Origin of the sequence: Streptomyces sp. NPDC000348 (assembly GCF_042898795.1) — a bacterium.
GTDB lineage: Bacteria > Actinomycetota > Actinomycetes > Streptomycetales > Streptomycetaceae > Streptomyces.
Genome location: NZ_JBIAZD010000009.1, coordinates 113,401 through 135,356, shown reverse-complemented (window position 1 = coordinate 135,356; position 21,956 = coordinate 113,401). Strand labels below are relative to the sequence as shown.

The following is a 21,956-nucleotide window of genomic DNA, read 5'->3' as shown; positions in this document are numbered from 1 at the left end:
AACTATCGTATCTCTGTAACTCACTCATCCTGCTTGCCCGACCCTGACCGAGCCGCCGACCGGCACCGGACCCCGGAGGACCTGATGGGCAGTCGACTCACCGAGGAGCAGGCCGCTTTCGCCGCGACCATACGCGATTTCGCCAAGCGCGAGTGCGGTACCCGAGAGCGGCGTGACGCGCTGACAGGGGGTGGCCGGGAGGCCCACCACCCCGGGTTGTACGGAAGGATCGCCGACCTGGGCTGGCTGGGGGTGTGCCTGCCCGAGGAGTACGGAGGCTCCGGGGGCGGACTGGCCGACGCCTGTCTCTTCCTGGAGGAGACCTCGTACGGGATGGTCCCGTGCGGGGGTTTCATCACCACCGTCATCACCGCGAAGGCGTACGAGCGGTTCGGCACCGAACGGCAGCGGCGCGAGGTGCTGACCGGCGCCGTGCGCGGTGACGTCCTGTCCATCGCCATGTCGGAGCCGGGCGCCGGGTCGGACGTCGGCGCGCTGCGCTGCCGCGCCCGGCAGGAGGGTGACGGTACGTGGGTGATCGACGGCCAGAAGACATGGATCTCCAACGCCCACTGCGCGAAGAGCATTCTGCTGGTGGCCCGCACCGGCGAGGACAAGCACGGCGGTCTGACCATGTTCCATCTGCCCGCCGACACCCCGGGGGTGGAGGTGCGGGGCATCGGGACCATGGGCGGCCGGGAGGTCAACGACGTCTTCCTCACCGGCGTGCGGCTGCCCGCGGACGCCGTCGTCGGGGAGGTCGACGGCGGCTGGCGGCAGTTGATGGCCGGCCTGAACTACGAGCGGCTCTTCCTGGCCGCGAACATGCTGGGCCTGGCACGGCGCGCCTTCGACGACGCCGTCGCCTACGTCCGCGAACGCGAGCAGTTCGGGCGGCCCGTCGGCTCCTTCCAGGCGCTCAGGCACCGGGTCGCCGATCTCGCCACCGAGATCGAGTGCACCCGGCTGCTGGTGCGCGAGGTGGCCCTCGACTGCGACGCGCAGCCGGACCGGCTGTTCCCGCGCGAGGCGTCCATGGCCAAGCTGAAGGCCACCGAAATCGCCAAGCGGGCCGCCCTGGAGGGCATGCAGATGATGGGGGGCTACGGCTACACCACGGAGTTCGACATGGAGCGCCACCTGCGGGCCGCGGTGGTCTCCACGGTCTACGGCGGGACCAGCGAGATCCAGCGGGACGTCATCGGCAAGACCTACGGCCTCTGAGACGCCCCGGACACGGCGGCCGCCCACCCCGGACGGGGGTGGGCGGCCGCCTTCCGTGCGCGGGAGGCGCGGGGCCGCGGAAGGAACGCGGCCCGGGGCTCAGTCCTGGTAGAGCCCGGACAGCCGGTCGGCGTACTTGTCCCGGATGACCCGGCGCCGCATCTTCAGCGACGGCGTCAGCTCACCGGTCGCCGGACCCCACTCCTCGGCCAGCAGCTCGTACCGCTTGACCTGCTCGGTGCGGTTGAGCCGGGAGTTGGCGGCGGCCACCGCCCGCTCCACCTCCGCCCGGACGGCGGGGTGCCGCGCCAGCCCGGCCGGTCCCCCGTCCGCCTCGACGCCGTGGGCCGCGGCCCAGGCCGGCGCGGCCTCCGCGTCGAGCACCAGCAGGGCGACCAGGTAGGAGCGGTTGTCGCCGTGCACCATCGCCTGGCCGATCAGCGGGTGTTCCTTGAGCGCGTTCTCCACCAGGGCCGGTGAGACGTTCTTGCCGGTGGAAGTGATGATCATCTCCTTCTTCCGGTCGGTGAGCCAGAGGTAGCCGTCCTCGTCGATCCGGCCGATGTCGCCGGTGGCCAGCCAGCCTTCGGCGTCCAGGGCGGACCGCACCGAGCCGTCCGGCTGGAGGTAGCCGGAGAAGACGGAGGAGCCCCGCACCAGGATCTCGCCGTCCCCGGCGACGCGGATCTCCACGGACTCCACCGGGCGTCCCACCGAGCCGAGCCGGAAACCGGTCTTCGGGCTGTTGCTGGTGGCCACGCCGGTGGTCTCGGTCAGCCCCCAGGCATCCATGATCACGACGCCGAACCCGGCCCAGAACCTCACCACGTCGACCGACATCGGCGCCGACGCGCTGGCCGCCCAGGTCACCCGGTCCAGACCGCCCGCGGCCAGCAGCGGCAGCAGCACCTCCTCGCGGGCGCGGGCGTAGCGCTCCTCGAGCCCGGCGGGCGGCGTCTCGCCCCGCTCGCGGAACCCGACGTGCTCGCGGGCCACCTCGAACGCCCGGTAGATGACGTCCCGTTGCTCGGCCGGCATCAGCGACAGGACGGCCCGCACGGCGGCGGACAGCTTCTCCCAGATCCTCGGCACGCCGAAGAACTGCGCGGGGCGCACCTTGCGCACCACCTCGCCGACGCGCGCCGGGTCGGCGCAGAGATACACGTGCGAGGCCCGGTGACAGGGGAGGTAGAGGCCCAGCATGCGCTCGGCGATGTGGGCGAAGGGCAGGTAGCAGATGTGCTCCACGTGCGGCGGCAGCTCCACCACGGCGTCCAGCGCCAGGGCGTTGGACATCACCTCGCGGTGGGTGAGGACGACGCCCTTGGGCTCGCCGGTGGTGCCGGAGGTGTAGACGACGGTCAGCGGATCCTCGGGGCGGGCGGTGTCCAGTTCCTCGGCGAACCGCTCCGGCACCGGCTCGCGCAGCAGGTCGGCGTACGGGACGTGGCCGTTCTCCGCACCCGCCTCGGCCACCACCAGCCGCTCCAGCGGGGTGCCGGAGTCGGCCAGCAGCGGCTCCCACACGGTGACCTGCGCCGCCCCCTCCACGACGGCGAGGCGGGCCCGGCAATTGCGGGCGATGTGGGTGATCTGCTCGGGGGCCGCGGTGCCGTAGACACTGACCGGGACCGCGCCGAGGCGGACCAGCGCCAGGTCTGACAGCCAGTGTTCGGGCCGGTTGGACATCATCAGCAGGACGTGGTCGCCGCGGCCGACGCCGAGGGCCCGGTAGCCGGCGGCGAGGCTCCGGGTGCGCTCGTGGATCTCCGCCCAGCTGAACGTCAGCCAGTCGCCGCCGCCGTCCGGGTCCGTCGACTGCCAGGAGAGGCCGGGGAGCCGGGGGTACTCGCGGGCGTTCCGGGCCAGCAGCCGGGGCAGGGTCCGGTCGGGCAGGTCGCCGGTGGTGCGGGGTGCCGAGGTCATCGGGGCCTCCTTGCGGGTCGGTCGGAAGGGGACGTCTGGGAGACCGGGGCCGGGGGAAGTCCCTGCGGGCGTGCCTGGTGGAGCCGGGGTGGGCCGCCCGTGGACCCGGACCCCGGGGAAGGGCGGGGCCGCCCCGCCCACGGGAACCGGCCGGTGCTCAGGAGGTGCGGTGGCGCCGGGGCGCTCGGAGCGGATCAGGAGTCGGTGAAGGTCTCGCCCTGCCCGGCCTTGCGCAGCAGCAGTGCGGGCGGGACGAAGCGCTCGCCGTGCCTCCCCGCCAGCTCGCGCGCGCGGGCCACGAAGCCGGGCAGCCCGCCCTCGTACCCGTTGATGTACTGCAGCACGCCGCCCGTCCACGGCGGGAAGCCGATGCCGAGCAGCGAGCCGATGTTGGCGTCCGCCACCGAGGTCAGGACGCCCTCCTCCAGGCAGCGCACCGAGTCCAGCGCCTCGACGAAAAGCATCCGCTCCATCATCTCGGTCAGGTCGGCGGGCTGCTTCGCGGGGTCCGTGAAGTGTTCGCGCAGCCCCGGCCAGAGCCCTGCGCGCCTGCCGTCGACGTAGTCGTAGAAGCCCGCGCCGCCGGACCGTCCGGGGCGGCCGAACTCGTCGATCATGCGGTCCACCACCGCGTCCGCCGGGTGCGGCTGCCAGCTGCGGCCCGCCGCCTCGGCCGCGCGGCGGGTCTCCTCCCGGATCCTGCGCGGGAGGGTGAGGGTGAGCTCGTCCATCAGGTTGAGCACCTTGGCCGGATAGCCGGCCTGGGCGGCGGCCTGCTCGACGGAGGCGGGTTCGATGCCCTCGCCGACCATGGCGACGCCCTCGTCGATGAAGCGGCCGATGACGCGGGAGGTGAAGAAGCCGCGCGAGTCGTTGACCACGATCGGCGTCTTGTGGATCCGCCGCACCAGGTCGAAGGCCCGCGCCAGCGCCTCCTCCCCCGTCTTCTCGCCCTTGACGATCTCCACCAGCGGCATCCTGTCGACCGGTGAGAAGAAGTGCAGGCCGATGAAGTCCCGGGGCCGCTCCACCCCCTTGGCGAGGACGGTGATGGGCAGGGTGGAGGTGTTCGAGCACAGCAGCGCGTCCGGGGCGACGACCTCCTGTGCCTCCTGGAACACCTCGTGCTTGAGGCCCGTGTCCTCGAAGACGGCCTCGATCACCGCGTCGCAGCCGGCCAGGTCCCGGACGTCGGCGGTCGGGGTGATGCGGGCCAGCAGGGCGTCCGCCTCCTCCCGCGTCGAGCCGCCGCGCGAGACGGCCTTGGCGCACAGCTTCTCGGAGTAGGCCCTGCCCCGCGCCGCCGCCTGGGCGGAGACGTCCTTCAGCACGACGTCGATGCCCGCCCTGGCGCAGGAGTGGGCGATGCCGGCGCCCATCATGCCCGCGCCGAGCACGGCCACCTTGGTCACCGTGCGCGGTGCGACGCCCTTCGGGCGGCCGGCGCCGGAGTTGACCGCCTGCAGGTCGAAGAAGAACGCCTGGATCATGTTCTTGGTGATCTGCCCGGTGACCAGTTCCGTCAGGTATCCGGCCTCCACCACGAAGGCCGTGTCCACGTCGACCTGGGAGCTCTCCACGGCCGCCGCGAGGATGTTGCGCGGGGCCGGGTGCGGGGCGCCCCCCGTCCTCTTCTTCAGCGTCGCGGTGAGGGCGGGGAGCCGCGCGGCCAGCTCCGGGTGCGCGGGGGTGCCGCCGGGGATGCGGTACCCGGGGGCGTCCCAGGGCTGCCCGGACTGCGGGTGGGCATCGACGAACGCCCTTGCGCGGGGCAGGAGTTCGTCCGGCCCGGCGGCGATCTCGTCGACCAGGCCGGCCTCCAGGGCGCGTGCCGGCCCGTACTGGGTGCCCTCCAGGAGGACCTTCCGCAGGGCGTCCACCACACCGAACATGCGGACCGTGCGGGTCACTCCACCGCCGCCGGGCAGCAGGCCCAGGGTGACTTCGGGCAGCCCGACGCGGGCGGCCGGGCTGTCCAGCACCACCCGGTGGTGACAGGCCAGGGCGATCTCGTAACCGCCTCCCAGCGCCGCGCCGTTGATCGCGGCGACGACCGGTTTGCCCAGTGTCTCCAGGACGCGCAGCGAGCGTTTGACGCGCATGCCGGCCTCGAAGGAGGCGCCGGCGGTCCCGGGGGTGACGGAGATCAGGTCGCGCAGGTCGCCGCCGGCGAAGAAGCTCTTCTTGGCGGAGGTGACGATGACGCCCCGGATGGCGTCGCGGCGTTCCGCCAGCCGCGCCGCGACGGCGTCCAGCGAGTCGATGAACGCGGCGTTCATGGTGTTGACGGACTGGTCCGGGTCGTCGAGGACGAGGGTGACGACGTGGTCGTCGGACTCTTCCCAGCGGATGGTGGAGGGGCGTGCGGTGGTGTCCATGGCTGTGGTCTCCCGTGAAGGTGGACGGCTGCGGAGGTGGCCGCCGGTCAGAGGCGTTCGACGACGGTGGCGATGCCCATGCCGCCGCCGACGCACAGGGTCGCCAGCCCGTACCGCAGGTCGCGGCGCTCCAGTTCGTCCACGAGGGTGCCGAGGATCATCGCGCCGGTGGCGCCGAGGGGGTGCCCCATGGCGATGGCGCCGCCGTTGACGTTGACCTTGTCCAGGGACAGCCCCATGTCCTTGACGTAGCGCAGGACGACGGCGGCGAACGCCTCGTTGATCTCGACGAGGTCGAGGTCGTCGACGGTCAGGCCGGCCTTGGCGAGCGCCTTGCGGGAGGCGGGGGCGGGCCCGGTCAGCATGATGGTGGGATCGGCCCCGGAGACCGCGGCGGAGACGATCCGGGCACGCGGCGTCAGGCCGTGACGCTCGCCGGCCTCCTCGCTGCCGACGGCGACCAGGGCGGCGCCGTCGACGATGCCGGAGGAGTTGCCCGCGTGGTGGACGTGGTCGATCCGCTCCACCCAGTGGTACTTCTGCAGCGCCACCGCGTCGAAGCCCGCCAGTTCGCCGGCCTGCGCGAAGGAGGGCTTGAGCCCGGCCAGGCCCTCGGCCGTCGTGCCGGGCCGGATGTGCTCGTCCCGGTCGAGGACCGGCCGCCCGCCCCGGTCCCGCACGGGGACGACGGAGCGGTCGAAGCGCCCGTCCTTCCACGCGGCGGCGGCCCGCTCCTGGGAGAGCGCCGCGTAGGAGTCCACGTCGTGCCGGGAGAAGCCCTCCAGAGTGGCGATCAGGTCGGCGCCGATGCCCTGGGGGACGAATCCGGTGGCGTGGGCGGTGCGCGGGTCCAGTGACCAGGCGCCGCCGTCGCTGCCCATCGGGACACGTGACATGGACTCCACGCCGCCTGCCAGGACCAGGTCCTCCCAACCCGAACGGACCTTCATGGCGGCCATGTTGACGGCCTCCAGCCCGGACGCGCAGAAGCGGTTCTCCTGCACGCCCGCCACCGTCTCCGGCAGACCCGCGAGGACGGCGGCGGTGCGGGCGACGTCAGCGCCCTGGTCGCCCACCGGACTGACCACACCGAGCACGATGTCGTCGATCGCCGCCGGGTCGAGGTCCGGGAAACGCCGGAGGGTCTCGTGGATCAGGCCGACGACCAGGTCGATCGGCTTGGTTCCGTGCAGGGCTCCGCCCGCCTTGCCGCGACCGCGCGGGGTGCGGATCGCGTCGTACACGTACGCTTCGGTGCTCACCTTGGGTGCCTTCCGTGTCGGGTCTGCGGGAAGCCGCGAACGCAGCACACCGGCCGTCGTGGGGAATCGGCCCGCGCTCATCGCAGCAACGAGCGGCCGATGATCTCCTTCATGATTTCGGTGGTGCCGCCGTAGACGGTCTGGACACGGCTGTCGAGGAACGCCTTGGCGACCCGGTACTCGCTCATGTAGCCGTAGCCGCCGTGGAGTTGGAGACAGCGGTCGACGATCCGCTTCTGCAGTTCGGTGGCCCACCACTTGGCCATCGAGGCGTGCACGGCGTCGAGCCGGCCCCGGCCGTGTTCGGTGACGCAGCGGTCCAGGAAGGTCCGGGTGACCGCGGCCTCGGTGGCCATCTCGGCGATTTCGAAGCGGATGTGCTGGAGCCCGGCCAGCGCTCCTCCGAACGCCTCGCGCTCCTTCACGTACCGCGTGGTGACGTCCAGGATCTCCTCGGCCGCCGCGGCGGCGCCGAGCGCGATGGCCAGCCGCTCCTGGGCGAGGTTGCCCATGAGATAGGTGAAGGCCTGGTTCTCCTCGCCCAGCAGGTTCTCCTTGGGGACGCGCACGTCGGTGAAGAACAGCTCGGCGGTGTCCTGCGCCTTCTGGCCGATCTTGTCGAGGTTGCGGCCGCGTTCGAAGCCCTCCGTGCCGCGCTCGACGACGAGCAGGCTCTGCCCCCCGCTTCCGCCCTCGGGGGTGGTGCGGGCCACCACGACGACGAGGTCGGCGAGGATGCCGTTGGAGATGAAGGTCTTCGTGCCGTTGAGCAGGTAGTGGTCGCCCCGGTCGGTGGCGGTGGTGCGGATGCCCTGCAGGTCGGAACCGGCGCCGGGCTCCGTCATGGCGATGGCGGTGACGAGGTCGCCGGAGGTGAACCCGGGCAGCCAGCGGCGTTTCTGCTCCTCGTCGGCGAGCCGGGTCAGGTACGGGCCGACGATGTCGTTGTGCAGGCTCAGGGCCAGCCCGGAGGCGCCGGCGCGGGCGAACTCCTCGATGAGGACGGCGCTGTACCGGAAGTCGTCGCTCCCGCCGCCGCCGTACTCCTCGGCGACGGCCATGCCGAGCAGGCCCTGGCGTCCCGCCGAGCGCCACACCTCGCGGTCGACGACGCCGTCCCTCTCCCAGCGTTCGTGGTGCGGGGCCACCTCCTTGGCGAGGAAGGTCCGCACCGTCTCGCGGAAGGCCTCGTGGTCGGGGCCGTACAGGTCGCGTTCCCACATCACAGCCAACTCCTCACGCGTTCGATCAGCCGGGCCGGATCGGGACCGACGGGGGTGATGTTGAGCATGGTCACGCCCGCCTGGCGGAAGACCTCGACGCGGTCGCGGACGTAGCCCTCGGGGCCCGCGAGACAGAGCCGCTCCAGCAGTTCGGCCGGCACGGCGGCCTCCGCGTCCTTCTTGCGGCTCGCGAGGTAGTGCTCCTGGATGGCGGCCGCGGCGGCCTCGTAGCCGTAGGAGCAGACCAGGTCGTGGTAGAAGTTGCGGCCGGGCGCGCCCATGCCGCCGACGTAGAGGGCGACGGTGGGGCGCATCAGGTCGCGGACGGCCTCGGCGCCGTCCCCGATGGCCAGCGGGCCGCCCGCCACGACCGAGAGCGGGCCGAGCGCGGGGTCGCGCGCGGCTCCGCCCTCGGCCAGGGAGCGGCCCCAGACCTTGTCGGCGTGCTCGGGGACGTAGAGGAACGGCAGCCATCCGTCGGCGATCTCGGCGGTCATCCGGACGTTGGCGGGGCCCAGCGCCGCGACGTAGACCGGGACGGTGTCGCGGACCGGGTGGTTCAGCAGCTTCAGCGGCTTGCCGAGGCCGGTGCCCCGCCCGGGCGGCAGGGGCAGGTCGGTGATGCCGTGGTGCTCGATCACCTCGCGCCGCCAGATCCGCCGGGACAGCTCGATCACCTCGCGGGTGCGGCCCAGTGGGCGGTCGTACCGGCGGCCGTGCCAGCCCTCGACGACCTGCGGCCCGGAGGCGCCGACGCCGAGGAGGGCGCGGCCGCCGCTGAGGGCGTCGAGTCCGGCCGCGGTCTGGGCGATCAGCGCGGGGGTGCGCGAGTAGACGTTGAGGATGGCCGAGCCGATCCGCATCCGCTTGGTCTTCGCGGCGAGGTATCCCATGATCGTCGGGGAGTCGAAGCCGTAGGCCTCGGCCACCCAGACGGCGTCGAGGCCCGCGGCCTCCATGAGGGCGGCCTGGTCGGCGGCCGTGCGCGGATCGCCGGCGTACGCCAGGGGTGAGGACAGTTCCATCAGCGGTGGTCCTTCAGCAGTTCGGGCACGTCCCAGTCGCGGGCCACGTCGGGGGTGTGCGCGCCGGGGAGGGCCGGGGGGAGGCGGAGGGTTCCGGGGGTGCCGGAGAAACGGGGGGCGGGAGCGGGCTGGGTGATGCCGTACGCCTCCGTGTAGGTGCCCCGCCCGGCCAGGTGCCGGTGGCCGGCCGCCTCGCGCAGCGAGAGCACGGGCGCGACGCAGGCGTCGGTGCCTTCGAAGACGGCCGTCCACTCCGCACGGGTGGCGGTCTTGAACCGGGAGGTGAACGCGGTACGCAGCTTGGGCCAGTTGCCCGGGTCGGTGCGGTCCGGCAGGTCCTCGCCGTCCAGGCCCAGCAGGGAGACGAACACCGCGTAGAACTGCGGTTCCAGGGCTCCGACCGCCATCCAGCCGCCGTCGGCGGTCCCGTAGACGCCGTAGTACGGGCAGCCGCCGTCGAGCAGGTTGCGGCCGCGGGCGTCCTGCCAGGTGCCCTCGGCGAGCATGCCCCAGAACATGGCCGTGAGGTGTGCGGCGCCGTCCACGATCGCGGCGTCCACCACCTGGCCGCGGCCGGTGGCGCGGGCGGTGAGCAGCGCGGCGAGGACGCCGGTGGTCAGATAGAGGGAGCCGCCCGCGTAGTCGCCGAGCAGGTTGACGGGGGCGACGGGCGGTCCGTCCGGCGTGCCGATCATGGACAGGGCGCCGGCGGTGGCGAGGTAGCCGATGTCGTGGCCGGCCCGGGACGCGAGGGGTCCTCGCTGGCCCCAGCCGGTCATCCGGCCGTACACCAGCGCGGGGTTGTCGGTCATGCACTCCTCGGGGCCGACCCCGAGCCGCTCCGCGACACCGGGCCGGTACCCCTCCACCAGGATCTCGGCGCGCGCCGCCAGCGCCCTCACCGTCCGCGGCCCCTCGGGCGACTTGAGGTCGACCAGGACGGAGCGCTTGTTGCGGTTGGTCACGTCGTGCGCGGGGTCACCGCCGAGCGGCGAGGGACCGGGGCGGTCCACGCGCACCACGTCGGCGCCCAGGTCGGCGAGGAGCATCGCGGCGAACGGACCGGGCCCGATCCCCGCCAGCTCGACCACGCGCACGCCGTCCAGCGGGCCCGCCACATGGCGGCCGGGACGGTCGGTGGAGTACTGGCTCATGGGTTCCTTTCTCGGCACGGGACGGATTCACCGTCGTCGACCGGGGACTTACTGAGCGTTCGCTAAAAAGTAGGAGCGTGAAGCCGGTCGGTCAACTCCTCCTGCAGCACTGGTTTTTGCGGATAGGCTCCGGGGAAGTGACACCGGAGCGGACACCGGACGCCAGGTTTACTGAACGAGCGCTAAGCAGTCGGAAGGGAGTGTGCCGGATCCACGGCCGTACGATGTCGCCGATCGCCGTCCGTCCCGAGGAGAGTCGTTGAACACCGCGCCGAGCCAGGACACCACACCACCGGCGGAGCACTGGCGCTCCTACGGGCCGCTCGACCTGCACCCGATCCTGACGCACGCCATGAAGGCCTTCAACGAACACGGTTACCACGGCACTTCGGTCCGGGACATCGCCGGCCGGGTCGGCGTCACCGTGCCCGCGCTGTACTACCACTACGAGAACAAGCAGGCCCTGCTGGCCACGCTCCTCGAGACGTCCATCAAGGACGTCCTGGACCGCTGCCGGGCCGCGGCCGGGGAGGCCGGGGACGATCCGCTGGCGCGCTTCTGCGGCATGATCGAGTCGATCGTGCTCTACATGGCCCACCGCCGGCAACTGGCCTTCCTCGACACCGAGATCCGCAGCCTGGAGCCCCAGAACCGGGCCCGCTACGTCGCCCTGCGCGACTACCTCGAGCACATGCTGCTCGACACGGTCGAGGCGGGCCGCGCGCAGGGCGTGTTCACCACACCGATCCCGGCCGACGCGGTGCGTTCGGTGCTCGTCATGTGCCAGGGGGTCGCCAACTGGTTCCGCGAGGACGGTCCGCTCACCGCGGAGGAGGTCGCCGAACGCCACGTGCTGCTGAGCCTCGGCACCGTGGGCCACCCCGGCGCGGTCACCGGCGGCCCGCCACCGCCGTTCCCACGGCGCACCTCCCTCCGGCCCCCCTCCCCGGCCCGGGCCTCCGCCCCCGGGGGTTCCGCCCCCGGGGGTTCCGCCCCGCACCCCGCCCGGTGACGCGGCGGGGCACCGTGCTCCCGCCGGCCGGGGCGGCCGTCTCCGGCGCGTACCGCACCGGCGGCATCCCGACGTTCCCCTTCCACCGTGTCAGCACCGACGAGAGGACACCCCGCATGGACGTGCTCGAGGCCCGCGCCCGGTTCCAGGAGCTCAGGGAGCAGGACGGCCCGGTCGACCCCTCCGAACTCGACCGGATCTGGGCGGCGTTGGCCGCCGTCCGTCCCGAGGACATACTCGGTGACTGGAAGGGCGGCGAGTTCCGCACCGGCCACCCCCTCAACGGCATGCTGGCGAAGGCCGGCTGGTACGGCAAGAAGTTCGTCTCCGTGCACGACGTCAAACCGCTGATGTGCCGTGACGCGACGGGCGGGCTGTACTCCAACCGCGAGCTCGGCAAGGGCGAGGCCAGCCTGTGGACCGTCGAGTTCCGCGGTGAGCCGACGGCCACCATGGTCTATGACGGCCAGCCGGTCCTCGACCACTTCAAGCAGGTGGACGGCACCACGCTGATGGGGATCATGAACGCCAAGGGAGTCCCCGCCGAGGGCCCCTTCTTCTACTTCTTCCTCGAGCGCGTCCCCGAGGGCCCGCGTACCGAAGAGGGCTCGTGAGACGAGTCCGCGCCGCGGTCACCGAGGTGCCGGGTGCCCCGTTCACCGTCCGGGAGGCGGACCTGGAGGACCCGCGGGCGCGCGAGGTGCTGGTGAGGATGACCGCGGTCGGCATCTGCCACACCGACCTGGGGATGCGGGACACCTGGCCCCGGCGGCTCACCCCGATGGTCTTCGGCCACGAGGGCGCCGGCCGGGTCGAGGCGGTGGGCGCGGAGGTGACCGGTGTCGCGCCGGGGGACCACGTCTGCCTCACCTTCGCCAGTTGCGGCGCCTGCGAGCAGTGCGCGGCGGGCCACCCGGCCTACTGCCACGCCGCGCAGGCCCTGAACTTCTCCGGTGGACGCGACGACGGCACCACACCGCTCTCCCTGAACGGCACACCGCTCCACGCCGGCTTCTTCGGCCAGTCCAGCTTCGCCACCCACGCCGTCGTCCACGAACGCGGCGTGGTCAAGGTGCCCTCCGACCTGCCGGCCGCGGTCGCCGCGCCGCTGGGCTGCAGCGGCCAGACGGGTGCGGGCACCGTGCTCAACCGGCTGCGCCCCGAACCGGGCTCCTCGCTGGTCGTCCTGGGCGCGGGCGGGGTCGGGCTGAGCGCGCTGATGGCCGCGGTGGCCGTGGGCTGCGACCCGGTGGTGGCCGTCGACCCGGTCGCCCCCCGCCGGGCCCTGGCCACCGGACTCGGCGCCAGGGCGGCCCTGGCCCCCGGGGACGGTCTGGTGGCGGCGCTGCGCGACCTCACCGGCGGTGGCGCGCACCACGTCGTCGAGACCACCGGCCGTCCGGAGATGGCCCGCCGGGCCGTCGGCGCGCTGCGCCCGCGCGGCGGGCTCGCCCTCCTCGGCCTCGGCGGTGAGGTGACGTTCGACGTGATGGGCCTGCTCGCCAAGGGCGTCCGCGTCCACGGGGTGATCGAGGGGGACTCCGACCCCGGCCGTTTCATCCCCGAGCTGATCGGTCTGTACGGGCACGGCCGCTTCCCGCTCGACCGGCTGGTCACCACGTTCCCGTTCGAGAACATCGGCGCGGCCGTGGCCGCCATGGGGGACGGCGGCGTGGTCAAGCCGGTCCTCACCTTCGCCTGACCGGCCGCTCCGGCAGCGGGAACGGCGGTTTCCGGACGGCCTGTCCCACCGGAACACCTGCGGCCGCCCGCCGCGCCGGCCGTCGGCACGAGCCGTTCGCATCGCGGGACGGGACAGCACGCGGGAAGTGATCCCCACGTCCGCGCCCCGTGCGGTCCGCGCCGGGGCAACCGGGCCCGACGACGTCATGTGATTGACTGATCCGCATGGCTCCCGCCTCCCCGTCCGCCCGTCCGGCCGCGGCCACTCGGCCCCGCAACCGCAAGCAGCTCATCCTCGAGGCGGCCGGGCGGGTCTTCAGCGAGCGCGGCTACCACAAGGCGTCCATGGAGGAGGTCGCCGCCGGGGTCGGTATCACCGCGACCGCCCTGTACCGGCACTTCCCGAACAAGTACGCGCTGTTCGCCGCGTGCGCCCACGTCATGGTGGACGGGCTGGTCGCCGTACTGGACGGGGTGCCGTCCGGGGCGGCCTTGACGGACGTGCTCACCGCCGTCACCCGGGTCACCGTCGCTCACCGCGCGTCGGGCGGCGTGTACCGATGGGAGGCCCGCTACCTCGACCGCGAGGACCGCCGGCGCCTCGGGGTGAAGTTCGGCCGCCTCGTGGAGCGGGTCGACGAGGCGGTGCAGCGCGAGCACCCCCTGCCCGACGGGCGGCTGCGGGCCATGGCGGCCCTCGGTGCGATCGGGTCCATCACGATGCACCACACCTCCATCGCCGGGCGCCGGGCCGAGAAGCTGCTGGTGGCGTCCGCGCTGCGCGTGGCCGCCACCGATCCGGCGGCGGGCCGGCTCGGCGCGCACCCCGTCGAGCTGCCCGCCCGGCCGGTGCCGCGCACGCGACGCGCGGAGATCCTCGCGGCCTCCATCCCGCTGTTCGCCCGGGACGGCTTCGCCAACGTCACGAACGGACAGATCGCGGAGGCGGTGGGGCTGACCCCGTCCGCGCTCTACCGCCACTATCCCGGCAAGATAGACATCCTGGCGGCGGCGTGCCTCCAGGCGGCGGGACTGCTGACCCAGGGCGTGGAGCGGAGTCTGCGCGAGGTGACCGGCCCGCACGACGCCCTCGTCGCGCTGGCGGCGACGTACGTCGCCTACAGCTTCGAGTACACCGAACTCAACAGCGTCGCCGAGGCCGAGCTCGCCGGCCTGCCGGCCGACCTGCGGCGTCCCGTGGTCCTCGCCCAGCGCGAACACATCGCCGTGTGGGAACAGCAGTTGCGGCTGGCCCGTCCGGAGCTGGACCCGCGCCAGGCCCGGGTGCTGGTGCACGCGGGGTTCGGCGTGGTGGTCGAGGCGGGACGCCGACTGCGGTGGCGGGACGGCCCTGACCACCGTGAGGCCGTGACCGCCCTGGTCGTGGGCGCACTGGGGCTCTGAACGGCCGTCGGACCCCGGCGACGGCGGGCCGCCGCGGCGTGCAGCGCCTCGTGCGGGAGTCACCCCGACGCCCACCCCTCGGTCCGTCTGCCGCGGGGCGGGCCCGGGTGGGGCCGGACGGACGGCTCAGCCCGGCCTGTTGCCGGTGGGGATCGTGATGGGGGTGGTGGCCCCGGAGGAGCCCTTGTTGAGGAACAGCATGGCCAGGGCGCGCACGAACTGGTCGAACATGTAGAAGGTGCCGGGCATGATGGGCGACAGACCCTCACGGAACAGGATGAACGCCGGCCACGCGGTGCGGACCAGGGCCGCCGCCGCGTAGTCGCGTTTCAGCCCCAGCCAGTCGCCGACCTCGTCGCTGAGGACGTAGCGCACGAACTCGTTCAGGAACCCGCGGGTGACGCCGAGGTCGATCTGGGCGGTCAGGCCGAGCAGCTCCTCGGCCAGTGCGATGCCCTCGGTCGACGGGGTGAGGATCGGGGTGAGCACCTGCGCCGACTGCTTCTCGGCTTCCGCCCAGGTCCGGGGGATGTGTTCGTACGGCACGCCGAGCAGGTGGACGGCGACCTGCCAGGAGTGCAGGAACGCCTCCTGGTCCGCGGCCGGGTACGGGATCTTCCAGTCGAGCAGCTTCCGGTGCACGTAGGTGCCCAGGCTGTGGAAGGTGACGAGGATGTCGGCGGCGCTGATCGGGATGGTCTCGTCGGCGACCGCCCGCCAGTGCGGCGACTGCGGCAGCAGGTGGCGCACCGCGGCGTGCACCACGCGCGTCTTGTTGGCGGTGACGACGAACTGTCCCGTCGGGGTGAAGGCTCCCAGCTGGGACAGGTCGTAGCCGAACGTGAACGTCTTGGCCGCGCGGTCCTGCATGTCGGCGCCGCCCGCGGACCAGTAGACGCTCTTGGCCTCGCGCGGAATCACGGTGCTCATGATCCCGCTGCCGAGGCCGTACAGCATGAAGAGGTATGTGTCCCTGCGCCGGTTGAAGTCGGCGGCGCGGGCCAGCTTGGCGGAGTCGGCCCAGGAGGGCAGCCGGTTGACCTGCCGCAGGTACGCGGCGAATTCGGCCGGCAGGCCGCCGGGCAGCGGGTCGTTGTTGTTCACCCACGACGCCCATGCGGTGTTGATCGTCGGCACGTGCCCGTTGTCGAGCATCGAAGCCATCAGAGGGTCCGCCGCGTCGTCCCAGATCCACTCCGGACCGGTCGCCGCGGCGGCACCCGTCCCCGAGCCCTCCGACGCCCACGCCCGGGCGGGATTCGCCAGGCCCACGAGACCGAGTGCGACACCGAGTGACAAAGCCTTTCGCCTGCTGAGGTTCTCCATTGACTTACCTGCTTCCCTGATGGGCCAGATGGTTCCAGATGCCTTCGCAGACCTGCCAGTTGTGCGACCAGCACATAGTGATCCCTGTCGCAGGGATGTGATTTTCGATTAACATAGCGAGGTACGTTGCCGTCGGCAATGGTGATGACCGAGGGTCCGCCGGCAATATCGGCCCCGGCCCGCCGACCCCTCTCCGGCGCGACGTCCGGCGGACGGGAGGACCGCGAGCGGGGCGCCGTGCCCGTCGGCGCGTTCACGTCGCGTCCCGAGCCGGGGCGATGCGCAGGCACCGGTCGGCGCCAAAAGTATTGACAACGATGTCAGGCTCGTGATCTAGTCCGCTTCCATCCAGCCGAGCGCCGCTGATCGCGCCGCAGAGGGAGGCTCACCGCGATGACCTGCACACCGCCGTCTTCCCGTGCGTGAGGCCAGGTGGACGGACCGGCACCGGGCTCCCGCGGGTCTGCGCTCCCCCCTGTGCGCCTCGCCCGTTCGCCGGGAACGGAGCCTTCACCGACGGGCCGTCACCGGCGGTGCGCAGACGTGCGCGTCCGCCGGTCACGCAGGCCGGTCAGCCCCTACTCCGCATCCCGGGCCCGAGCACCGCACGTGCGACCGACGGAATGTGCCCGCTCCGTCCGTCGCTTGGAGATCACCTCTCATGCCGCGCGGCACAGGAGAGGTGAGGAACAGGAGACCGCTTCCATGCACAGACCCTTCCGCCGATTGCGCGACCGCGCGTCGACAGTCCTCGCCGCACTGCTCGTCACCGGCGGTGCCCTGAGCCCGGCACCGGCCGCCGCCCAGGCCCCCGCGGCCCCTCCCCCGCTCACCTCCCTGGTCAACCCGTTCATCGGCACGCAGAACTTCGGCAACACCTTCCCCGGCGCGAGCGCCCCCTTCGGCATGGTCCAGGTCAGCCCGGACACCGGCGGCCAGGGAGGCTACGACTACCAGCAGGACAGGATCCACGGGTTCAGCCAGACCCACCTCTCCGGCGTCGGCTGCTCCGTCATGGGCGAGCTGCCGCTCATGCCGACGACCGGAGCGGTCGACAGCGTCGACCCCGATGTCTACCGCTCGGCCTACTCGCACGACGACGAGGACGCCGAACCCGGCTACTACCGCGTCGGGTTGAAGACGTACGGCATCGACGCCGAGCTGACCGCCACCCCCCGCACGGGATGGCAGCGCTACACCTTCCCCTCGACCGACCGCGCCAACGTCCTGTTCAACACGGGCAAGGCCAATCAGAAGGTGTACGACTCGGAGGTGCGTGTCGTCGGCGACCGGACGGTCGAGGGCCGTGTCGAGGCGGGCAACTTCTGCGCGGGCAAGGACCGGCACACCGTCTACTTCACCGCGACCTTCGACAGGCCGTTCGCCTCGCACGGCACCTGGCGCGGCACCACCCCCAGCCCCGGCGAGCGGAACGCGGCCGGCGAGGGCGGGAACGGTGCCTGGGTGACCTTCGACGCCGGCGCCGACCGTGACGTCGTCGTCAAGGTGGGGCTCTCCTACACGGGCGTCGAGGGCGCCCGGAAGAACCTGAAGGCGGAGACGGGCGACGCGTACGACTTCGACGCGACCCGTGCGGCGCTGCACGCGACCTGGGAGCGGCAGCTCGCCGCCGTCAGGATCGGCGGCGGGTCCACCGAGCGGCGGCGCGCGTTCTACACCGCCCTCTACCACGCGCAGCTGCACCCGAACCTCGCCGGAGACGTCGACGGCCGGTACGCGGGCTTCGACGGGAAGAACCGTACCGCGTCCGGGTTCACGCCCTACCAGAACCTTTCACTGTGGGACACCCACCGGCCGCAGAACCAGCTGCTCCAGCTGCTCCAGCCGAAGGTCGCCCGCGATGTCGCGCTGTCGGTCGTCGCGATCGGACGGGACGGCGGCTGGCTGCCGCGCTGGTCGCTCGCCAACAGCGAGACCAACATCATGACCGGCGACCCGGTGACTCCCTTCCTGGTCGAGGCGTGGTCCAAGGGCCTGCTCGCGGGTCACGAGAAGGAGGCGTACGCGCTCCTCAGGAAGAACGCCCTCGGTACGCCGCCGGACGACTCCCCCCACAACGGCCGTGCGGGAGTCGCCGCCTACCAGGAGCGCGGTTACATCCCCAGCGGGCTGGAACCGGGGAAGGACTGTCCGGACAAGGGCGGCGACAACGACTGCCGTCATCCCGCCTCGGCGACCCTGGAGTACGCGGCGGCGGACGCGTCGCTGGCCCTGATGGCCCGGCAGCTGGGGCACACCGCGGACGCCCGCGTGTTCGCGGCACGCGGCCAGTGGTACCGCAACCTGTGGGACTCCTCCATCGGGCAGTTCCGGCCGCGCACGGCAGACGGCACCTGGCTGACGCCCTACGACCCCGTCGAGGCCGGCCACCAGTTCCACGAGGGCGGCGCCCACCAGTACCAGTGGCTGGTGCCCCAGGACCCGGCCGGGCTCGTGTCCCTGATGGGCGGCAAGCGGGAGACCGAGAGGCGGCTGGACGCCTTCTTCGCCTACGACGAACTCCTCGCGGACCCCGCCGGAACCGCTCGCGAGGACTGGATCTCGGCACCGTACGACTACTACGGCAAGCCGACCTACAACCCGAACAACGAGCCCGATCTGCACTCCCCGTACATGTACCTGTGGGCCGGCGCGCCCGCCAAGACCGCCACCGTGGTCCGCGCCGCGATGACGCTCTTCACGGACGGACCCGACGGCATGACCGGCAACGACGACCTGGGCACCATGTCGGCCTGGTACGTCTTCTCCTCCCTGGGCCTGTACCCGACGACGAACGGCGGCGACTTCCTCGCCGTCTCCAGCCCGCAGTTCCCGTCGGCGGTCATTCGCATCGGCGCCCACGGGAACGAGCAGGGCGGCACCCTGACCGTCGAGGCACCGGGTACGAGCGACACCCGACGCTACGTGAAGCAGGCGGAGTTCGGCGGAAAGAACCTGCGCTCCACCTGGCTGGACTGGGACGCGGTCGCCAAGGGCGGAGAACTCGTCTTCGAGATGACCGGCAAGCCGTCGTCGTGGGGTACGGGCAAGGGCGCGGAGCCGCCGTCCGTGAACCGCGCGGCAGCCGATCCCCGCCGGCACCTCGACGCCTCGCTCCGCACCGGCTCCGACGTCCTGCCGACGGCCGACGGCGCGCAGAGCGTCCGTCTGGAGCTGGACGTGCTGGGCCAGGCCCCCGGCACGCTGCGGGTGGACGTCGACGCGAAGGCCCCCGGCGGCTGGACCGTGAAGACTCCTGAGCCCTTCTCGCTCACGTCCCACCGGCTGCCGGTCCAGCGGACCGCGGCGGTGGACGTGAGCGTGCCGGCCGGAACAGCGCCGGGTACGTACCCCGTGCGGATCACGGCGGCCGCGAAGGGGGTGCGGAGCGTGGAACGGACCGCGACCGTCGAGGTGCGCGCCGCGGCCCGCTGCGCGGCGGACGGCGACGGGCAGTGTGCCGTCGACCTCGGCAAGGAGGTGAACCACGACGGCACCGCGACCGTCGCGGCTTCCGGCGAGGGCGACTTCGACGGATCGGGATGGAGCTACGACGGTGAGCTGCTGCCCGCGGCGGGTCCGGTCGCCTGGGACGGCGTGACCTACGACGCCCCCGACCCGTCCGGGACGGCCGCGAACTTCGTCGAGGCCCGTGGTCAGGCCCTGCTGCTCCCTGCCGGGTCGTACGGCACGCTGAGCCTGGTCGCCGCGGCCCACCACGGCCCGGTGACGACCCTGCTCACCGTCCGCTACACCGACGGGACCACCGCCGAAGTGCCGGTGGCCGTGGGCGACTGGGCGGGAGCGGCACCGCAGGGCGGCTCCGTGACGCTGGAGATGCCGCACCGGATCAAGCGCGGTCAGGGCGTGGACGGCCCGCCGGTGCGGCTGTTCGGGTCCTCCGCGGACCTCGACGCGTCGAAGACGGTGCGTTCCATCGGCCTGCAGGACGATCCCCGGGTGCAGATCTACGCGATCACTCTCCGGTAGGGCCCGGCACGTTCGCCGGCCCTCGCCTCTCGTCCGGGGAGGTCGCCCGGTGGCAGCGTGACCCGTGACGGTCGCGCTGCCACCGGCGCGGGGCGGCCACAGGCCGGTGCCGCACGGGGTGCGCCCGCGTCCCGCGTCCGGCGGCCGGGGGACGAGGCGGAGGTGCGCCGTGTGCTCGCCGCCCTGGATCCGCATCCGGCGATCCGCACCGAGGTGCGGGCGGACGGCGGCCGGGTCGGCGTTCTGCCGTCGGTGCGGGGCAACGCCCCGGGTACGGGACCGCCACCGCACTGAACGCGGCGGTCCCGTACCCGGGCGTGCTCAGCGCGTGCAGTACCAGTCGGAGGCCGACGGCATGTGCGAGGACATCGAGCGGACCCGCTGCCACATGCCCTGCGTGGACCCGGCGTAACGCTGCTGTTCACCGTGCAGGGCGCCGAGCACCACGAGGCAGCCGGTCAGCGCCGGCACCGCCCACTGCGCGTAGGCGAGGCGGCGCTGGGCCTTGTCGGTGTCGATGGGGTGCTTGGCTGCCTTCTCGACGTCCTCGGGGTCGGTCGAGGAGGCCAGCTCCACCTGCTTGCCGAGGACGCGGGAGTAGGCGGTGACGGCCAGGGCCGCACCGGTGACCACGCTCTTGGCGAGCGTGGCGGTGGCCGCGCCCTGCTGGGTGGCGACCCGGGGAGCGTCCGCGGCCAGCATGCCGCCGCTGCCGAACAGATGGATGCCGATGGCCGCGGCGTTGACCGGCGTCCACTTCGCCCAGCCGGACGAGGCGATCCGGGCGGTGGCCGTCCGCGAGCCGCCCTGGGACTCGGCCGCGCCGTTGAGGCCGACGGCCCCCATCAGTGAACCTCCGAACCACGCTGCCAGTCCCAGGTCGTGCAGGCTGCGCATGAGGGTGTTGCGTTCGGACATCTGGAACTCCTTCGCGCGGGGGGTGAACTGGTGGAACAACCGAACAGCGGCCGTGTCCACCCTCACCCGCGGAGGAACCGGGCGCCATCGCGCTTGGTACGAACGGGTTACTCCCCGGCGGGAGCCACGGGCGGAGCGCCGCACCGCCCCGGCGCTCCCCCGACCGGAGCCGTGGCCCCCCGCGGCCGTCCGGGGCGACGGCGCTCCCCCGCCGTCCGCACACCGGCCGTCCCCGCGGTGGGGCCGCCCCGACGGTCCCGTGCCGCCCGTCAGGGCCGCGGTCGCCTTCCGTACCGGGTGGCCGGGCCGGCTCTCCGGGGAAACGCCGGCGTACCGGATTGCGCCCGGTCCGTCACGGACGGTGCGGTCCGGGGAGGGCCGCACCGCCCCCGAGGCCCGCACGCTCCAGCAGGAGCCCGAGGTCGTCCTCCTTGACCCGGATGACCCCTTGCGGGTGCCTGTTGGACAGGGCGTGCAGCGGGACGGGGTCGCGGTGCAGCCGGCGGGTCGCCGCCGGGTTCAGCGTCGCCATGAACCGCCACGGCTGTCGAGGGCTGCCGACCGCCTCGTACGGCTCGCCCTCGATGTCGGCCATCGCGGCGATCTCCCGTACCGGCGCGGCGAAGTAGATCCACAGGCGGTCGCCGGGAGCCGTGCGGCGCCACCGGGACAGGCACCACTCCCGGCGGGGCGCGGTCTCGGCGAGTTCCAGCATGCGGTCCTTGCTCGAGGAGCCGCCGTCCGAGGCGGTGTCCGCGGGTTTCACGATGAACAGCCAGTCCACGGATACTCCTCCGTTCCCATCCGTCCGTACCGTGCCGCGTCCGACGCGGCTCTCCTGGGTGCTGCCCGGTACGGGAGCCGTCATGCCCGGCCACGCGCCTCCGCCGGATCCGGGGCAGCGGTGGCCCGGGACCGGCCGGCGGCGTCCGGATCCGACGGAGAGGGGGGCCGGTCCGCGTAGGCTGATCGTCGCCTCCTGGCGGGAGGGGACGGAGGAGGGCGGAGCATGGGGGTCGCGTCGATCGGCGTACGGCTCGTCGCCAGGACGTCCGGGGACGGGGGCGAGGGGTTCGTGTACTCCTGGCTGGTGCCCGACGACGGACGGACCGGCTGGATGCTGTTCACCCCGGCGCAACGGCTTTTCCGGGAGTGCGACGAAACGGGATCCCTCCCGGAGGACGGCATGGAGGTCCGCTTCGGGCTCCCCGAGGACGAGTCGGTGCGCAGGCACGCCCGGTGGGAGGGGAACCGGGAGTGGCGGGTGATGGTGACGGCGGCCTACGGCGTCTGGAAGACGTTCCAGGAGCACGGGGAGCCGCCGCGGCAGGCCCACCGGACCTTTCACTAGGCGTGCCCCGCACCGGATACCGTTCACATCCCCTCCGTCCACCGGGGCGGGGGGGCGGGGCGCCCCCCCCCCGCGCCCCC

Annotated in this window: 17 protein-coding genes; 8 read left to right on the top strand and 9 right to left on the bottom strand. The window is 72.8% G+C overall.

The features are described 5' to 3' along the window. The first annotated feature begins 84 nt into the window (after positions 1–84). Positions 85–1,224, top strand: a complete 1,140-nt coding sequence (locus ACFY3N_RS19325; RefSeq protein WP_390817900.1) for an acyl-CoA dehydrogenase family protein — start codon at positions 85–87, stop codon at positions 1,222–1,224. Positions 1,225–1,323: 99 nt separating this feature from the next. Here ACFY3N_RS19325 and ACFY3N_RS19320 read toward each other — a convergent pair whose 3' ends face one another. From ACFY3N_RS19320 to ACFY3N_RS19295, 6 genes are all read right to left on the bottom strand, one after another. Beyond that, positions 1,324–3,150: an AMP-dependent synthetase/ligase gene (locus ACFY3N_RS19320; protein ID WP_390817899.1), complete on the bottom strand. Its 1,827-nt coding sequence runs from the start codon at positions 3,148–3,150 to the stop codon at positions 1,324–1,326. Between the two features lie 194 nt (positions 3,151–3,344). Next, positions 3,345–5,528 (bottom strand): 3-hydroxyacyl-CoA dehydrogenase NAD-binding domain-containing protein, encoded by a 2,184-nt coding sequence (locus tag ACFY3N_RS19315; RefSeq protein WP_390817898.1) that lies wholly within the window; start codon positions 5,526–5,528, stop codon positions 3,345–3,347. Positions 5,529–5,575: 47 nt separating this feature from the next. Beyond that, positions 5,576–6,790 (bottom strand): acetyl-CoA C-acetyltransferase, encoded by a 1,215-nt coding sequence (locus tag ACFY3N_RS19310; RefSeq protein WP_390817897.1) that lies wholly within the window; start codon positions 6,788–6,790, stop codon positions 5,576–5,578. A gap of 77 nt (positions 6,791–6,867) precedes the next feature. Continuing rightward, a complete protein-coding gene (locus tag ACFY3N_RS19305; RefSeq protein ID WP_390817896.1) occupies positions 6,868–8,013 on the bottom strand; it encodes an acyl-CoA dehydrogenase family protein in 1,146 nt (381 codons plus the stop codon). Next, positions 8,013–9,038: an LLM class F420-dependent oxidoreductase gene (locus tag ACFY3N_RS19300; protein WP_390817895.1), complete on the bottom strand. Its 1,026-nt coding sequence runs from the start codon at positions 9,036–9,038 to the stop codon at positions 8,013–8,015. The genes ACFY3N_RS19305 and ACFY3N_RS19300 overlap by 1 nt, the downstream gene beginning before the upstream one ends. Further along, entirely contained in the window at positions 9,038–10,192 is a 1,155-nt protein-coding gene (locus tag ACFY3N_RS19295) for a CaiB/BaiF CoA transferase family protein (protein WP_390817894.1), read from the bottom strand. The genes ACFY3N_RS19300 and ACFY3N_RS19295 overlap by 1 nt, the downstream gene beginning before the upstream one ends. A 259-nt stretch (positions 10,193–10,451) precedes the next feature. Here ACFY3N_RS19295 and ACFY3N_RS19290 point away from each other — a divergent pair, with 259 nt between their 5' ends. The 4 genes from ACFY3N_RS19290 (at position 10,452) to ACFY3N_RS19275 (ending at position 14,291) form a co-directional block, all read left to right on the top strand. Next, positions 10,452–11,204: a TetR/AcrR family transcriptional regulator gene (locus ACFY3N_RS19290; protein WP_390817893.1), complete on the top strand. Its 753-nt coding sequence runs from the start codon at positions 10,452–10,454 to the stop codon at positions 11,202–11,204. Between the two features lie 116 nt (positions 11,205–11,320). Beyond that, positions 11,321–11,818: a DUF4334 domain-containing protein gene (locus ACFY3N_RS19285; RefSeq protein ID WP_390817892.1), complete on the top strand. Its 498-nt coding sequence runs from the start codon at positions 11,321–11,323 to the stop codon at positions 11,816–11,818. Beyond that, entirely contained in the window at positions 11,815–12,906 is a 1,092-nt protein-coding gene (locus tag ACFY3N_RS19280) for an NAD(P)-dependent alcohol dehydrogenase (RefSeq protein WP_390817891.1), read from the top strand. Before ACFY3N_RS19285 ends, ACFY3N_RS19280 begins: the two co-directional genes overlap by 4 nt. A gap of 206 nt (positions 12,907–13,112) precedes the next feature. Then, on the top strand, positions 13,113–14,291 hold the full coding sequence (locus tag ACFY3N_RS19275; RefSeq protein WP_390817890.1) for a TetR/AcrR family transcriptional regulator: 1,179 nt from the start codon (positions 13,113–13,115) through the stop codon (positions 14,289–14,291). Positions 14,292–14,417: 126 nt separating this feature from the next. On the opposite strand, the gene ACFY3N_RS19270 is transcribed toward ACFY3N_RS19275, so the two are convergent. Next, the gene (locus tag ACFY3N_RS19270) at positions 14,418–15,617 is read right to left on the bottom strand and encodes an oxygenase MpaB family protein (protein WP_390817889.1); all 1,200 of its coding nucleotides are present in this window, start codon (positions 15,615–15,617) and stop codon (positions 14,418–14,420) included. A 705-nt stretch (positions 15,618–16,322) separates the two neighbouring features. On the opposite strand from ACFY3N_RS19270, the gene ACFY3N_RS19265 reads away from it, so the two are divergent. Both ACFY3N_RS19265 and ACFY3N_RS19260 read left to right on the top strand, forming a co-directional pair. Further along, positions 16,323–19,607, top strand: coding sequence for a GH92 family glycosyl hydrolase (locus ACFY3N_RS19265; protein ID WP_390817888.1), 3,285 nt, complete (start codon positions 16,323–16,325; stop codon positions 19,605–19,607). Positions 19,608–19,778: 171 nt separating this feature from the next. Further along, entirely contained in the window at positions 19,779–19,901 is a 123-nt protein-coding gene (locus ACFY3N_RS19260; RefSeq protein ID WP_390817887.1) for a hypothetical protein, read from the top strand. Between the two features lie 27 nt (positions 19,902–19,928). On the opposite strand, the gene ACFY3N_RS19255 is transcribed toward ACFY3N_RS19260, so the two are convergent. Continuing rightward, positions 19,929–20,525, bottom strand: coding sequence for a hypothetical protein (locus ACFY3N_RS19255; RefSeq protein WP_390817886.1), 597 nt, complete (start codon positions 20,523–20,525; stop codon positions 19,929–19,931). A gap of 352 nt (positions 20,526–20,877) precedes the next feature. After that, a complete protein-coding gene (locus ACFY3N_RS19250; RefSeq protein ID WP_390817885.1) occupies positions 20,878–21,309 on the bottom strand; it encodes a hypothetical protein in 432 nt (143 codons plus the stop codon). Between the two features lie 225 nt (positions 21,310–21,534). Here ACFY3N_RS19250 and ACFY3N_RS19245 point away from each other — a divergent pair, with 225 nt between their 5' ends. After that, positions 21,535–21,876, top strand: a complete 342-nt coding sequence (locus tag ACFY3N_RS19245; RefSeq protein WP_390817884.1) for a hypothetical protein — start codon at positions 21,535–21,537, stop codon at positions 21,874–21,876. Positions 21,877–21,956: the final 80 nt, after the last annotated feature.